At 70.1% G+C, this 15,073-nt stretch carries 15 protein-coding genes; 14 read left to right on the top strand and 1 reads right to left on the bottom strand.

Features of this window, described 5'->3' with window-relative positions; translation table 11 throughout:
* The first annotated feature begins 34 nt into the window (after window positions 1-34).
* Both ilvA and AC07ZS_RS28235 read left to right on the top strand, forming a co-directional pair.
* The gene (ilvA, locus tag AC07ZS_RS28230; protein ID WP_494801768.1) at window positions 35-1,579 is read left to right on the top strand and encodes a threonine ammonia-lyase, biosynthetic; all 1,545 of its coding nucleotides are present in this window, start codon (window positions 35-37) and stop codon (window positions 1,577-1,579) included.
* A gap of 8 nt (window positions 1,580-1,587) precedes the next feature.
* Window positions 1,588-2,685, top strand: a complete 1,098-nt coding sequence (locus AC07ZS_RS28235) for a nicotinate-nucleotide--dimethylbenzimidazole phosphoribosyltransferase (protein WP_494801755.1) — start codon at window positions 1,588-1,590, stop codon at window positions 2,683-2,685.
* Window positions 2,686-2,694: 9 nt separating this feature from the next.
* Here the strand turns inward: AC07ZS_RS28235 and AC07ZS_RS28240 are convergent, their stop codons facing one another.
* Window positions 2,695-3,201 carry a type II secretion system protein N gene (locus tag AC07ZS_RS28240; RefSeq protein ID WP_494801756.1) on the bottom strand — a complete coding sequence of 169 codons (507 nt, stop codon included), beginning with the start codon at window positions 3,199-3,201 and terminating at the stop codon, window positions 2,695-2,697.
* Window positions 3,202-3,294: 93 nt separating this feature from the next.
* Here AC07ZS_RS28240 and gspG point away from each other — a divergent pair, with 93 nt between their 5' ends.
* The 12 genes from gspG to AC07ZS_RS28300 all read left to right on the top strand — a co-directional run bounded on the left by gspG (window position 3,295) and on the right by AC07ZS_RS28300 (window position 14,970).
* Window positions 3,295-3,756 carry a type II secretion system major pseudopilin GspG gene (gene gspG / locus AC07ZS_RS28245; protein ID WP_494801769.1) on the top strand — a complete coding sequence of 154 codons (462 nt, stop codon included), beginning with the start codon at window positions 3,295-3,297 and terminating at the stop codon, window positions 3,754-3,756.
* Window positions 3,757-3,775: 19 nt separating this feature from the next.
* Window positions 3,776-4,228, top strand: coding sequence for a prepilin-type N-terminal cleavage/methylation domain-containing protein (locus tag AC07ZS_RS28250; RefSeq protein WP_494801757.1), 453 nt, complete (start codon window positions 3,776-3,778; stop codon window positions 4,226-4,228).
* A complete protein-coding gene (gspI, locus tag AC07ZS_RS28255; RefSeq protein WP_494801758.1) occupies window positions 4,225-4,593 on the top strand; it encodes a type II secretion system minor pseudopilin GspI in 369 nt (122 codons plus the stop codon). Before AC07ZS_RS28250 ends, gspI begins: the two co-directional genes overlap by 4 nt.
* Before the next feature lie 4 nt (window positions 4,594-4,597).
* Entirely contained in the window at window positions 4,598-5,329 is a 732-nt protein-coding gene (locus AC07ZS_RS28260) for a PulJ/GspJ family protein (protein ID WP_494801759.1), read from the top strand.
* Window positions 5,330-5,460: 131 nt separating this feature from the next.
* Window positions 5,461-6,390 carry a type II secretion system minor pseudopilin GspK gene (gspK, locus tag AC07ZS_RS28265; protein ID WP_494801760.1) on the top strand — a complete coding sequence of 310 codons (930 nt, stop codon included), beginning with the start codon at window positions 5,461-5,463 and terminating at the stop codon, window positions 6,388-6,390.
* Between the two features lie 103 nt (window positions 6,391-6,493).
* Window positions 6,494-7,801: a type II secretion system protein GspL gene (gspL, locus tag AC07ZS_RS28270; RefSeq protein ID WP_494801761.1), complete on the top strand. Its 1,308-nt coding sequence runs from the start codon at window positions 6,494-6,496 to the stop codon at window positions 7,799-7,801.
* Window positions 7,802-7,803: 2 nt separating this feature from the next.
* Window positions 7,804-8,337, top strand: coding sequence for a type II secretion system protein M (locus AC07ZS_RS28275; RefSeq protein WP_494801762.1), 534 nt, complete (start codon window positions 7,804-7,806; stop codon window positions 8,335-8,337).
* Window positions 8,334-9,131 (top strand): type II secretion system protein N, encoded by a 798-nt coding sequence (gene gspN / locus AC07ZS_RS28280; protein WP_494801763.1) that lies wholly within the window; start codon window positions 8,334-8,336, stop codon window positions 9,129-9,131. Before AC07ZS_RS28275 ends, gspN begins: the two co-directional genes overlap by 4 nt.
* Window positions 9,132-9,176: 45 nt before the next feature.
* Window positions 9,177-11,381 (top strand): type II secretion system secretin GspD, encoded by a 2,205-nt coding sequence (gspD, locus tag AC07ZS_RS28285; protein WP_494801764.1) that lies wholly within the window; start codon window positions 9,177-9,179, stop codon window positions 11,379-11,381.
* A 10-nt stretch (window positions 11,382-11,391) separates the two neighbouring features.
* Window positions 11,392-12,834, top strand: a complete 1,443-nt coding sequence (gene gspE, locus AC07ZS_RS28290; RefSeq protein ID WP_494801765.1) for a type II secretion system ATPase GspE — start codon at window positions 11,392-11,394, stop codon at window positions 12,832-12,834.
* A gap of 4 nt (window positions 12,835-12,838) precedes the next feature.
* Window positions 12,839-14,068: a type II secretion system inner membrane protein GspF gene (gene gspF, locus AC07ZS_RS28295; protein ID WP_494801766.1), complete on the top strand. Its 1,230-nt coding sequence runs from the start codon at window positions 12,839-12,841 to the stop codon at window positions 14,066-14,068.
* 2 nt (window positions 14,069-14,070) lie between these two features.
* Entirely contained in the window at window positions 14,071-14,970 is a 900-nt protein-coding gene (locus AC07ZS_RS28300; RefSeq protein ID WP_494801767.1) for a 5'-nucleotidase, read from the top strand.
* The last annotated feature ends 103 nt before the right edge of the window (window positions 14,971-15,073 follow it).

Consider the following 15,073-nt stretch of genomic DNA (forward strand, 5'->3'; position numbering starts at 1 on the left):
CCCCAACACCACCCCCACCTCGCCGACCTCCTCCATGGGGCCGGCGGATTACCTGACGAGAATCCTGAACGCCCGGGTCTACGACGTCGCCGTCGAATCCGCGCTGGAGCCCGCCAACAACCTGAGCCGCCGGCTGCACAACACGGTCCTGCTCAAGCGGGAAGACCAGCAGCCCGTGTTCAGCTTCAAGCTGCGCGGGGCCTACAACAAGATGGCGCACCTGACGCCAGAACAGCTGAAGAAGGGCGTCATCTGCGCTTCGGCGGGCAACCACGCCCAGGGCGTGGCGCTGGGCGCCCGCAAACTCGGCACACGGGCGGTGATCGTGATGCCGACCACCACGCCCCAGGTCAAGATCGATGCCGTGCGCGGCTTTGGCGGTGAAGTCGTTCTGCACGGCGACAGCTATTCCGACGCCTACGCCCATTCCCTCACCCTGCAAAAGAAGCAGGGACTCACTTTCGTGCACCCTTTCGATGACCCGGACGTCATCGCCGGCCAGGGCACGATCGCCATGGAGATCCTGCGCCAGCTCCAGAGCCTGGGCTCCGACCACCTCGATGCCGTGTTCGTCGCCATCGGCGGCGGCGGCCTCATCTCGGGCGTGGCGAACTACATCAAGGCCGTGCGCCCCGAAATCAAGGTGATCGGCGTGCAAACGACCGACTCGGACGCCATGCTGCGCTCGGTCCAGGGCGGTGAGCGCGTCACACTGGCCGATGTCGGCCTGTTCGCGGACGGCACGGCGGTCAAGCAGGTCGGCGAGGAAACCTTCCGCATCGCGCGCGACCTGGTCGACGGCTACATCACGGTGGACACAGATGCGGTGTGCGCCGCGATCAAGGACGTCTTCGTGGACACCCGCAGCATCGTCGAGCCCTCGGGCGCGCTGGCGGTGGCGGCCATCAAGCAGTACGTGGCGCAGCACAAGACGCGCGGCGAGACCTATGCTGCCATCCTTTGCGGCGCCAACATGAACTTCGACCGGCTGCGCTTCGTGGCCGAGCGCGCAGAGGTGGGCGAGGAGCGCGAGGCGCTGTTCGCCGTGACCATCCCCGAAGAGCGCGGCAGCTTCCGCCGCTTCTGCGAAGCCATCGAAAAGCTGCCCGGCGGTCCGCGCAACGTGACCGAGTTCAACTACCGCATCCACGACGGCAATGCGGCCCACGTGTTCGTGGGGCTGACCACCCACGGCAAGGGCGAGTCCGGCAAGATCGCCGCCAACCTGATCCGGCACGGCTTCGAGACGCTGGACCTCACGCACGACGAACTGGCCAAGGAACACATCCGGCACATGGTGGGCGGGCATTCGCCCCTGGCCCACGACGAGCGCCTGCTGCGCTTCGTGTTCCCGGAACGGCCGGGCGCGCTGCTCAAATTCCTGAGCCTGATGCGCCCCGGATGGAACATCAGCCTGTTCCACTACCGCAACCAGGGCGCCGACTACGGCCGCATCCTGGTCGGCCTTCAGGTACCGGCGAAGGATCACAAGGCCTTCGACAAGTTTCTCGACACCCTGGGTTATCCGTACGTGGAAGAAACCAACAATCCGGTGTACCGTCTGTTCCTCAAAAGCTGACACGCACCATGGCCCTCGACCCCGTCTTTGAACCGATCACCCGACGGGCTCCCGAGTTGCCCGCCAACCTGAAGCTCCCGCACATCGCGGCCACGACGGACACGCTGCTGGACCACTCGGTCATGCTGCGCCTGGCGCCCGAGGGCATGCCCGATCACGCCCTGGGCCGTCTGGAATCCCTGGTGCTGCAGCTGGCCCGCATCCAGCACGGCAGCCCCCTGCCGTTTGACCTGCTGGTCTTCGACTCGCCGCAGCTGGTGGTGTTCGCCGCCGACCACGGCATTGCCGACGAAGGCATGTCGGAGCTGGCCCAGTCCATGACCTGCGAGCACGTGCTCCAACTGCTGCTCGGCGCCGCGCCGGTCAACGCCCTGGCCCAGATGCACGGCTTCGATGTCACGGTGGTCGATGCGGGCGTGGCCACCCACATCAACCTGCCCGACGATGCCCGGCGCAAGGCGCCGCTGCTGCTGCGCAAGATCGGCTACGGCACCCGCAACCTGATGATCGGCCCGGCCATGTCGCAGGCGCAGGCCGTCTCGGCCTTGCATGCCGGCATGGACGTGGTGCGCCACCTCCCCGGCAACGTGATCGCGCTGGGCGACGTGGGCGTGGCCAACAACGTCAGCGCGTCCATGCTGCTCTCGCGCCTGTGCGGCGTGCCCTTGTCCGATGCCTGCGGGCGCGACGACTTCCAGGGTGCGGGTCTTCACGAAGATCAGCACCCTCAGCGCATCGAAAAACTCGCCGCCGCCGCCAGCCGGCACCGCAAGGCCCTGGGCCCGCTGGATGCCCTGGCCGCACTGGGCGGTTTTGAAATCGCCATGATGGCCGGCGCCATGCTGCAGGCCGCCGCCGAGCGCCGGGTGGTGCTGGTGGACGGCTACGTGGCCGGCGCAGCCGCCCTGGTGGCGCGAGGCCTGGTGCCCGCCGTGGCTGACTACCTGGTGTTCGGCCACCGGTCGGCAGAGAGCGGACACCGCCTGATGCTGATCCATCTGCAGGCGCAGCCGCTGCTGGACATGGGCATGCGCATGGGCCAGGGCACCGGTGCCCTGCTGGCCTGGCCTCTGCTGCTCGCGGCCCAGGGTTTGCTCGAGCGCTGAGCCCGGGAATCAGGGTGCGTTGGGAGGCTCGGGGAGCGTGAGCTCCACCGAGGCGGGCGCTTCCAGCGAAGGGCCCAGATGCACGGCACGGCGCGTGACGGATTGCAGCACCAGACCACCGTCCAGCGACGACCCGAGGCGGTAAGGCCTCGGCGGCTGACCATCCACCCCGATCAGCGCCGCACCGTCCCGGGTGCCGACCGAGACCACCCCCAGCAAGCTGTAGCGGGGCGGCGCTGCGCTGGCCACCGCACCCGTGGACGTTGCAGCGGGCAGTGCCCCCAGCGAGCGGGCCACGGCAGCTGTGTCGGCCACCACCTGCGCCGGCGCCATGGCCGACACCGGGGTCACCGGCGAGCGGCCCCAGGCCAGCAACACCCAGTAACCGGCGCTCAGGCCCGCCGCCAGCCAAAGCAGGCCCGCGGCGACGGTCGGCCCTCGACGTCCCGCGGTCTGCAGGGCGGCAGGGCTCTCCATCAGAAAGCCGGAATGGCCGAACGCGGGTGCCTTGTTCATATGGGCGCATTATGATCGACGACCACCGGTTTCCGGCCTGGCCCCCGGGCCCTTTCCACAGGCCTTTGTTCGCGGGAGATTGATTTGCCACACCTGACCACCCCCACCCTGCGCACGCCGACCATCGCGGCCCGCCTCACCCGCACCCTGCAGCGCGGCTTCACCCTCATCGAGCTCATGGTGGTGCTGGTCATCATCGGCGTGCTCGCGGCCCTGATCGTGCCCAACGTGCTGGACCGCGCCGACGACGCGCGCGTGACCGCCGCCAAGACCGACGTCAACAACCTGATGCAGGCGCTCAAGCTCTACCGCCTGGACAACCAGCGCTACCCGACGAACGAGCAGGGCCTGAACGCGCTGGTGGCCAAGCCGACCGCCGGCCCCGTGCCGCCGAACTGGCGCCCCTACCTCGACAAGCTGCCCGGCGACCCCTGGGGTCGCCCGTACCAGTACATCAACCCGGGCCTGAGGGGCGAGGTGGACGTGCTGTCGCTCGGCGCCGACGGCCAGGCCGGCGGCGAGGGCAAGGACGCCGACATCGGCAGCTGGCAGTGAACCGACTGCTTTCTTGATCATGCCCAGCAAGGCACACGGCTTCACCCTGCTCGAGCTCATGGTGGTGCTGGTGATCGTGGCCTTCGCCACGGCCGGTGTGACCGTGGCCTTGCGCGACGACGGCGCCACCCGCCTGGAGCGCGAGGGCCTGCGGCTGACCGCCATGCTGGAGTCCGCCCGCGCCCAATCGCGCACCAGCGGCCTGCCGGTGGTCTGGCGCAGCCTGCCCCAGGGTTTCGAGTTCATCGGCCTGCCGACCCAGGCCGGCACCGGCTCGCTCACCGGGCCCCGCCCCTGGCTCAACCAGGACACCCAGGCCCAGGTGCTGCAACCGCCGGGCGCGCAAACCCTGGTGCTGGGCCCTGAACCGCTGATCGCGGCGCAACGCGTGGTGCTGGTCCAGGGGGACCGGCGCATCACGCTGGGCACCGACGGCCTCGCCCCCTTCACCGTGCTGGCCGCCACCCCATGACCCGCCCGCGCGGCTTCACGCTGATCGAGGTCCTGGTCGCCCTCGCGGTGGTCGCCATCACCCTCGCCGCCGGTTTGCAGGCCACCGGCGCCCTCACCCGGGCCTCCGGCCGACAGAGCGACCAATGGCTGGCCCAGCTCTGCGCCGAGAACGAGCTCACCCGCCTGCGCCTGCAACGCCAGCTGCCCGGCACCGGCGACACCGACACCGCGTGCGCACAGGCCGGGCGCGAGATGCGCGTGCGCGTCTCGGTGCTGCCCACGCCCAACCCCAATTTCCGGCGCGTGGACACCGTGGTCGAAGCGGCTGTCGACGGCGTGAACGTGCGCCTGCTGAGCCTTTCCACCGTCATGGGCCGGTACTGAAACCATGAAACCCGCGCGTGGCTTCACCCTCGTCGAGCTCCTGGTGGCCATCGTCGTGATGTCCATGCTGGCGCTGCTGAGCTGGCGCTCGCTGGACGGCATGACGCGCACCCAGAAAATCACCCAGCAACGCGCCGACGACCTGCTGCGCATGCAGGCGGCGATGGGCCAGTGGGCCGCCGACCTGGACGCCCTGATCGACACCGGCGAAGTCAACGCGCTCGACTTCAACGGCCAGGTGCTGCGCATGACGCGGCGCGACAGCGGCGAGACCGGCCTGGACAGCCGGGGCATCCGGGTCGTGGCCTGGACGCGCCTGACCGGCGTGGCCCTGGCCGGCCTGCCGCAGATCTCGTCGAGCATCAACGCCAGCGGCCAATGGGTGCGCTGGCAATCCGGCCCCGTGCTGCGGCGCGACGAACTGGCGCGCGCCTGGCAGCGGGCCGGTGAATGGGGGCGAGGTGCCCTGTCCTCCCAGGCCGGCAATGCGGGCGCCGACAGCGCCATCGCCCTGCTCGGCATCGACAACTGGCAGCTCTTCTACCACCGGGGCGAAACCTGGGGCAACCCACAGTCCTCCACCGGCAACGAAGAGCCCGTGGGCGGCCCGGAGGGCTCGCGCACCGGCAGCCTGCCCAACGGCGTGCGCCTGGAACTCGTGCTCGGCACCGGCGAAGGCCTCAGCGGCAGCCTGGTGCGCGACTGGGTCCGCCCCACCCTGGAAGCGGGACGCTGATGAGGCCCCCACGCTCCACCGCTGCGCGGGTCGCTGCCCCCCGAGGGGGCTGGCCTTGCTTGGGGCGGCCCGGCGCTGCGGCCATTCCCGCTTCGGGTCGAACCCAGAAGGGCGCCGCCCTGCTGCTCGCCATGCTCGTCGTCACGTTGGTGGCGACCCTGGCCTCGGCCGCGCTGTGGCAGCAGTGGCGCTCCGCCGAGGTCGAACAGGCCGAGCGGCGGCGGGTGCAGGCCGGCTGGGTGCTGACCGGTGCGCTCGACTGGGCGCGCCTGATCCTGCGCGAGGACGCGCGCGACAACCAGAGCAGCGGCAACGCCGACCACCTGGGCGAGCCCTGGGCCATGCCGCTGGAAGAGGCGCGCCTGTCCAGCTTTCTCGCCGCCGACAAGAACAACAACACCGACGGCATGCTGGAGGCCTTTCTCTCCGGCGAAGTGATCGACATGCAGTCGCGCATGAACTTCCTGAACGTGGTGCGCACCGTCGGTGCGGGCGCCCAGGCCAAGGTGGAACTCTCCGAAGCCGACATGCGCAGCTTCGCCAAGCTCTATGAACAGCTCGGGCTGCCGACCTCCGAGCTCAACACCGCCGCCAACGAGCTGCGCACCACCATGAGCCTGGCGCTGAGCGATCCCCTGCCCTCGCGCACCGCCCTGGTCCCGCGCAAGTTCTCGCAACTGGCCTGGCTGGGCATCAGCCGCAACAGCCTGGCCGTGCTCGAACCCCACGTCACCGTGCTGCCCACCCGCACCACGCTCAACCTCAACACCGCCAGCGCGCAGGCCATCTGCGCCAGCGTGCCGGGCCTGGACATGGCCCAGGCCCGGCAAATCACCAGCGCGCGCGGACGCGAACCGTTCAAGAGCCTGGCCGACGCCAGTGCCGTCGTGCCCGCCATGACGGGTCAACTGTCGGATCTTTACCACGGTGTGCGCAGCAACCACTTCGAGGTGCGCGGGCGCCTGCGGCTCGACGACACCATCATCGAAGAGCGCTCTCTCGTCGTGCGCAACAACCTGGATGTGCGCGTGAGCTGGCGCGAGCGGTTTGCCCGGCGTTGAAGCGGCCTGCCTTTCCCGTGCAAGAGATACCCCTGGGAGTCACTCAGGGTCTCTAGAATGAGGGGCTCTCCGCCCAGTAACACCTTCGCATGACCGCATCACCGTGCTGATCGTCACTCCCTCGGACTTCTCTGCTGCGCCTCCTGCAGGACCCACGGCCCTCTTCGACTGGGCCACGTCCAGCAACGGCCAGCAGATCACCGACCACGGTCAGTGCGCCGCCGCCTTGCTCCCCCGGGACGACGACGTGGTGCTCGTGCTGCCGCCCCGCGCGGTCTCCTGGCACCGGGTCGCCCTGCCCAAGGTCGCCACCGCGCGCCTGCGGGCCGCGCTCGAAGGGCTGCTGGAAGACCGCCTGCTGGTGGACACGGCCGACCTGCATTTCGCCCTCGAACCCGAAGGCCGCTCAGGCCAGACGGTGTGGGTCGCCGCCTGCCACAAGGTCTGGCTGCGCGGCTGGCTGCAGATTCTCGAAGGCGCCGCCCGCCCGGTCGGGCGCATCGCGCCCTCTCTGTGGCCGCTGGTGCCCTCCGAAACCCCCGGCGCCACGCCCGGCAGCTCGCGCAGCTTCGCGCTCGACGTGCCGTCCAACATCCACTGGGCCTACGCCGAGAACGGCAACCTGTGGCTCGGCAGCGCAGGCCTGCTCGGCGTGAGCTGCACGCCGCTGCGCGAGACCCCGCTGGGCCACGGCACCGCCGGCGACATGGTGGTCACCGCGCTCATGCCGCCCGCCAGCGACGCGCCCGGCGAGCCGGGCGAGTACGACGTCTGGCTGGCCGACCCGACCGTCGCCGGTCAGGCTGAGCAGCTGCTCCAGCAACGCTTCGAGCTCGTTTCCCTGCCCGCCTGGCTGCTGCGCTGCGCCCAGTCCGACTGGAATCTGGCCCAATTCGACCTCAGCCTCTCGGCCGGCGCCCGGCGCGGCCAGCGGCTCAAGCGCAGCTTCCGGCAATGGCGCAACGCCCCGGCCTGGCGGCCGGCGCGCTGGGGCCTGGCGGCGCTGGTGGGCGTGCAACTGGTGGGCTTGAACGCCACCGCCTGGCACGAGCGCAACGGCCTGGAAGCCAAGCAGAAAGCGGTGGTGCAGACCCTGCAGAAGAGCTTCCCGCAAGTGACGCTGGTGCTCGACGCACCGGTGCAGATGCAGCGCGAGGTGGCCCGCCTGCAGCAGGCCACCGGCGCCCTGTCCGAAGGCGACCTGGAAACCCTGCTCGCCGCGATCGACCAGGCCTCGGCCGGCGAAGCCCTGCTGCCCTCCAACGTCGCCTACACCACGGGCGAAGGCCGTTTCTCGGGCTGGCGCGCCACGCAAGACCAACTGCGCGCCCTGCAACAGTCGCTGCAGAACAGCGGCTGGCGGGTGCGTTTCGACGGCAATGAGCTGGCCCTGCGCCCGCCGGAACCCTGACCATGGCCACCTCCGCCAACGCCTCCCCCATTGCCCGGCTCACCCTGGCCCTCTCGGTGGCGCTCGCGCGCCTCTCGTCCCGCGAACGCAATGCCGTGACCATCGCGGCCTGGGTGATCGGCCTGGGCCTGCTGTGGTGGGTGGCCATCGCGCCGGCCCTGGACACACTGCGCCAGGCGCCCGCGCGCCACGCCCGCCTGGACGCCCAGCTCGGGCAGATGCAGCGCATGGCCGCCACCGCCGAAAGCCTGCGCGGCCAGAACACCGCCCAGCCCCCCGGCCGCGACGAAGTGTTGCGCGCCATCGAAACCGCCACCAACGGCCTGGGCGGCAGCGCCCAGCTCTCGGTTCTCGGCGAGCGCGCCACCCTGACCCTGCGCAACACGCCGCCGGAGGCCCTGGCCCAGTGGCTGGCCCAGGTGCGCATCAATGCCCGTCTGCTCCCGGTCGAGAGCCAGATCCACCGCGAGCCCGGCAGCCCCGGCTGGAGCGGCACCCTGGTTCTGACCGGCCCCGGCCTGGGTGGTGCGCCATGAACGGCGGCAGCTGGCCCATCCGCCTGGCCTGGATCGGCGGCCTGCTCGGCCTGCTGTTCGCCATCATCGTGTTCGCACCGGCGCGCTGGCTCGCCAACAGCGTGACCTCCGCCACCCAGGGCCAGCTGCAACTGGTCAATGCCCGAGGCACGGTCTGGGACGGCCAGGCCGATCTGGTGCTGACCGGCGGTGAAGGCAGCCGCAGCCAGACCGCCTTGCCCCAGGGACTGCAATGGCGGCTCTCGCCGCGTCTGGTCTCGGGCTCGCCCGCCATGGCGCTGCGGCTCATGGCCCCCTGCTGCACCCCCGAGCCGCTGGCGCTGACCCTCATCCCACGCCTGGGCGGCGGCGAACTGCGCCTCGCCAGCTCCACCAGCTTGTGGCCCGCCGAACTGCTCAGCGGCCTGGGCACTCCCTGGAACACCCTGCGCGTGGAAGGCCAGCTGGCCCTGCAGACCGCCGGGCTGACGCTGCGCTGGGACCAGGGCCGCACCAGCATGCAGGGCGAGGCCGCCGTCGAGGCGCTCGATCTGGCCTCACGCCTGTCCACCCTGCGCCCGCTGGGCAGCTACCGCATGACCATGCGCGCCGACGCCGACGGCAACACCACCACGCTCAACCTGGAAACCATCAGCGGCGCCCTCAAGCTGCAGGGTGCCGGCCGCTGGGTCGGCGGCCGGCTGCGCTTCGAGGGCGTGGCCGAGGCCGCACCCGAAGCCGAAGCCGCGCTGGGCAACCTGCTCAACATCATGGGCCGCCGGCAAGGCCCACGCTCGCTGCTCAACATTGGCTGACAACTGCGTGCGCCCATCCTCCACACTTCAAGATACGATCCGATCATGAAACCGAACCCACTCCGTGTCGCCCCGGGCCGTGCAGCCCACGGCGGTGCGCTCACGGCGCTGGCACTGGTCCTGTGCCTGCTGTCGGGCGACGGCATTTCGCAGACCGCGCGCGCGCCCGCCGCGGCGAACGAACCCGTGACCCTCAACTTCGTGGCCGCCGAGATCGAAGCGGTGGCACGCACCATGGCCACCATCACCGGGCGCAACGTGGTCGTCGACCCGCGCGTGAAGGGCACCGTCAATCTCGTCACCGAGCGCCCCGTCACCCCCACCGCCGCACTCAACCAGTTCGCCGCCGTGCTGCGGCTGCAAGGCTTCTCGCTGGTGGACACCGGCGGCCTCTACAAGATCGTGCCCGAGGCCGACGCCAAGCTGCAGGGCAACGTGGTCAGCGCCGGCTCGGTCTCGGCCCTGCCCGCGTCCAACACCGTGGTGACCCAGATCTTCCGGCTCAATCACGAATCGGCCAACAACCTCGTGCCGGTGCTGCGCCCGCTGATCGGCCCGAACAACACCATCAACGTCAACCCCGGCAACAACTCGCTGGTCATCACCGACTACGCGGACAACCTGCAGCGCATCGGCCGCATCATCGCCTCGCTCGACGTGGCCGGCGCGACCGACGTCGAGATCATCCCGCTGCAGCACGCGGTGGCGGCCGACATGGCCGCCCTCGTGACCCGGCTGATCGACCCCAGCACCGCGGGCGGTGCGCAAGCCGACCAGTCGTACAAGACCACGCTGGTGGCCGAGCCGCGCAGCAACAGCCTTGTGCTGCGCGCGGCCAACCCCGCCCGCCTGGCCCTGGTGCGCTCGCTGGTGGCCCGCCTGGACCAGCCCTCGTCCGACAAGCTCAGCGGCAACATCCACGTCGTCTACCTGAAGAACGCCGACGCCGCCTCGCTGGCCACCACGCTGCGCGCCGCACTCGCGGGTGAGTCCTCGGGCGGGCTGAGCGGCAGTGGCGGCCTGGGCGGCAGCAGCGCAACGTCCCCCCTCAACCGCGCGGCCCTCACGCCCACCGGCACCGCCAGCGCCAACAACAACCCATCCACCGCCGCCGTCGCCGCCAGCGCCTCGCCGTCCACCGGTGGCCAGATCCAGGCCGACCCCGCCACCAACTCGCTCATCATCACCGCGCCCGAGCCGCAATACCGCCAGCTGCGCGCCGTGATCGACCAGCTCGACTCGCGCCGCGCGCAGGTCTATGTGGAAAGCCTGATCGCCGAAGTCAACGCCGAGAAGGCGGCCGAATTCGGCATCCAGTGGCAAGGCGCGCTCGGCAGTTCCGGCGACCGCGTGATCGGCCTGCTGGGCACCAACTTCGGCACCGGTGGCCGCAACATCCTCGAACTCGCCCAGGGCAACGCCACGCCGTCTCCCGGCATGAACCTCGGCCTGGCGCGCCGCACCAACGGCGTGTACGTGCTCGGTTTCCTCGCGCGCTTCCTGCAGGAAAACGGCGAAGGCAACGTGCTCTCCACCCCCAACCTGCTCACGCTGGACAACGAAGAAGCCAAGATCGTGATCGGCCAGAACGTGCCCTTCGTGACCGGCCAGTTCACCAACACCGGCAGCGGCGGCAACAATGGCTCAGTCAACCCCTTCCAGACCATCGAGCGCAAGGACGTTGGCCTCACGCTGCGCGTGAAGCCGCAGATCAGCGAGAACGGCACCATCAAGATGACCATCTACCAGGAGGTCAGCAACGTCGTGCCCTCCTCGGTCAACTCCACCACCGGCCTGATCACCAACAAGCGCACCATCGAGTCGACCGTGCTGGTCGAGGACGGCGCGGTCGTGGTGCTCGGCGGCCTGCTGCAGGACGAGTACGCCGGCAACCAGGAAAAAGTGCCCGGCCTGGGCGACGTGCCGATCTTCGGCAACCTCTTCCGCAGCGAAACCCGCTCACGCAAGAAGACCAACCTGATGGTGTTCCTGCGCCCCGTGGTCATGCGCGACGGGCGCGAAACCAGCAGCCTGGCGCTGGACCGCTACGAACTCATGCGCTCGGTGCAGAAGGACGCACAACCCCGGCAAAGCAGCGTGCTGGGCGTGAACGAGGCGCCGGTCATGCCGCCGCAACTGCCGCCGCGCGCGCCCTCACCGGACGGCACGGCACCAGTGCGCTCGCTGGCCGATCCGCAAACCGCGCCTCCGGTGAACCCGGCGCCGCAGAACACGGCGCCCCGGCAGTGAGGCGGCGGCCGTGAAGTACCCGCTGCCCTACGCCTTCGCCCGCGAGCACCACTGGCTCCTGGAGGACGACGGCAACGCGCTGACCCTGCTGGGCAGCAGCACGCCCGCCATCGACTCCGGCGCGCAGACGCGGCGCCTCTCGGCGCTGACCGAAATCCTGCGCGTGCATCCCGTCGGCGACATCCTCTGGGAAGAGGGCGACGCCCTCAAGCAGCGCATCAGCGCGGCCTACGCGCAAGGCGAATCCAGCGCGGCCGCCGTGGTGAGCGAGGTGCAGAGCGACGCCGACCTCAGCCGCATGATGCAGGAGCTGCCCGCGATCGAGGACTTGCTGGAAACCGCCGACGACGCGCCCATCATCCGCATGCTCAACGCCCTGCTCACGCAGGCCGCGCGCGACGGCGCGAGCGACATCCACATCGAGCCTTACGAGCGGCACTCCAGCGTGCGCTTCCGCGTCGACGGCTCGCTGCGCGAAGTGGTGCAGCCCAACCGCGCGCTGCACGCGGCGCTGATCTCGCGCCTGAAGATCATGGCCGAGCTCGACATCTCCGAGAAACGCCTGCCGCAGGACGGCCGCATCTCGCTGCGCATCGGCACCCGCGCGGTGGACGTGCGCGTCTCCACCCTGCCCAGCGCGCACGGCGAACGCGCCGTGCTGCGCCTGCTCGACAAGAGCGAGAGCAAGCTCAGCCTGGAAGCCGTGGGCATGCAGGGCGACGTGCTCAATGCCTTCCGAAAGCTCATCGGCCAGCCGCACGGCATCATCCTCGTCACCGGCCCCACCGGCTCGGGCAAGACCACCACGCTGTACGCCGCGCTGCAGCGCCTGGACGCCAACGCCCAGAACATCATGACGGTGGAAGACCCGATCGAGTACGAACTGCCCGGCGTCGGCCAGACGCAGGTCAATTCGCGCATCGACCTCACCTTCGCCAAGGCCCTGCGCGCCATCCTGCGGCAGGACCCCGACGTCATCATGATCGGTGAGATCCGCGACTTCGAGACCGCGCAGATCGCCATCCAGGCCTCGCTCACCGGCCACCTCGTGCTCGCCACGCTGCACACCAACGACGCGCCCAGCGCCGTCACCCGCCTGACCGACATGGGCGTGGAGCCCTTCCTGCTGAGCTCCTCGCTGCTGGGCGTGCTCGCGCAGCGCCTGGTGCGCAAACTCTGCCCGCACTGCCGCCGCGCCGACGACAAGGGCCACTGGCACCCCGTGGGCTGTGAACAGTGCAACCACACCGGCTACAAGGGCCGCACCGGCATCTACGAGCTGATGGTGGCCGACGACAAGATCCGCGCGCTGATCCACAACCGCGCCGCCGAAAGCAAGGTCTATGTCGCGGCCGAAGCCGCCGGCCTGCGCTCCATGCGAGCCGACGGCCAGCGCCTGATCGAAGCGGGCATCACCTCGCCCGAAGAAGTGATGTCCGTGACCAGAGACTGAGGCCGTGCCCGCCTACACCTTCGAAGCCCTGGACGCCCAGGGCGCCACGCAGAAAGGCCTGATCGACGCCGACACCGCGCGCGCAGCGCGCAGCATGCTGCGCGCGCGCGCCCTGGTGCCGCTGCTGGTCGAACCCGCCGCCGGCTCGCCCGGCGCTTCGGCCGCCAAGGGTTTCAACATCACACTCTGGGGCGGTCGCGCCTTCAGCGCCACCGCCCTCGCGGTCTGGACGCGCCAGCTCGCCGGCCTGGTGGCGGCCGGCCTGCCGCTGGAGCGCGCGCTCTCGGCCCTGACCGAAGAATCCGAGGACGAGAAACAGCGCAACCTCATGGCCTCGCTGCGCTCCGAGGTCAACGGCGGCTCCACCTTCGCCCGCGCGCTCGCACAGCACCCGCGCGAGTTCTCGCCCATCTACACCGGCGTCATCGCCGCGGGCGAACAGAGCGGCCTGCTCGGCACCGTGCTCGAGCGCCTGGCCGACGACCTGGAAGCGCGCGAAGCGCTCAAGAACAAGATCGTCGCGGCCTCGCTCTACCCCGCCATCGTCACCCTGGTGGCGATCGTGATCGTGGTGTTCCTGGTCTCCTATGTGGTGCCGCAGGTGGCCAACGTGTTCGCCGGCAGCAAGCGCGCCCTGCCCTTCCTCACCGTGGTCATGCTCGGCCTGAGCGACTTCGTGCGCTCCTACGGCTGGTTCATGCTGGCCTTGCTGGCGCTGGGCGTCGGCGGTGTCGTGTTCGCGCGCCGCAACGAGGCGATCCGCCTGCGCATGGACGCCGCCTGGCTGCGCCTGCCGCTGGTGGGCCGCCTGGCGCGCGGCTACAACGCGGCCCGCTTCGCGGCCACGCTGGCCATGCTGGCGGCCGCCGGCGTGCCCATCCTGCGCGCCCTGCAAACCGCCGCCGAAACGCTGTCCAACCAGGCCATGCGCGCCGACGCGCTCGACACCGTGGTGCTGGTGCGCGAAGGCGCGCCCCTGGCCTCGGCCCTGGGCAGCAAGAAGCGCTTTCCGCCGTTGGTGTCCATGTTCGCGCGGCTGGGCGAACAGACCGGCCAGCTGCCCTCCATGCTGGACCGCGCGGCCAAACAGCTCGGCGACGAGGTGCAGCGCCGCGCCATGCACATGGCCACCATCCTGGAGCCCCTGCTGATCGTGGGCATGGGCCTGGTGGTGATGCTGATCGTGCTGGCCGTGCTCATGCCCATCATCCAGCTCAACCAACTCGTTTCATAACCATGGGCGTTTCCCTCGAAGGCAAGCTCGTCGTTGCCATCTCTTCCCGCGCCCTGTTCGACTTCGAGGAAGAAAACCGCCTGTTCGAGACCGGCGACGACCGCGCCTACATGAAGCTGCAGCTCGACCGGCTGGAGCAACCGGCCGCGCCCGGCGTGGCCTTCTCGCTGGTGCACAAGCTGCTCGCCTTCAACGACACCCAGGCGCAGCGGGTCGAGGTGGTGATCCTCTCGCGCAACGACCCGGTCTCGGGCATGCGCGTGTTCCGCTCCGCCCAGCACTACGGCCTGCCGATCCAGCGCGGCAGCTTCACGCGCGGCCAGCCACCCTGGCGCTACCTGCGCCCGCTGCGCGCCAACCTGTTCCTCTCCACCCACCTGGCCGACGTGCGCGCGGCGCTCGAAGCCGGCGTGCCCGCCGCTCAGGTGTACCCCCAGTCGGTGCACGCTAGCAGCGAGCACCCGAACGAGGTGCGCATCGCCTTCGACGGCGACGCCGTGCTGTTCTCCGACGAGGCCGAGCGCGTGTTCCAGGCCCAGGGCCTCTCCGCCTTCCAGGAACACGAAGCCACCAAGGCCGCCCTGCCCCTGGCCGGCGGCCCCTTCAAACCCCTGCTCGAAGCCCTGCACCGCTTGCAGAGCGAAGGCACGCCGATGATGCGCGTGCGCACCGCGCTCGTCACCGCGCGCAGCGCCCCGGCCCATGAGCGCGCCATCCGTACGCTGATGGACTGGAACATCGAGGTCGACGAAGCCATGTTCCTCGGCGGCCTACCCAAAGGCGAGTTCCTGCGCGAGTTCGAGCCCGACTTCTTCTTCGACGACCAGACCGGCCACATCGAGTCCGCCGCGCTGCACGTGCCTGCCGGGCACGTGGCCAGCGGCGTCAGCAACGGCGCCTAAGCCCCGCTTCAGCGAGGCGGCCCGGCGAACCGCTACGATGCGCCATCACCGGGCGCCGTCCGCGCCCGACCAGACCAGGGCCCACCCATGACGACCTCCGCCC

Source organism: Hydrogenophaga sp. GW456-12-10-14-TSB4 (genome assembly GCF_059424305.1).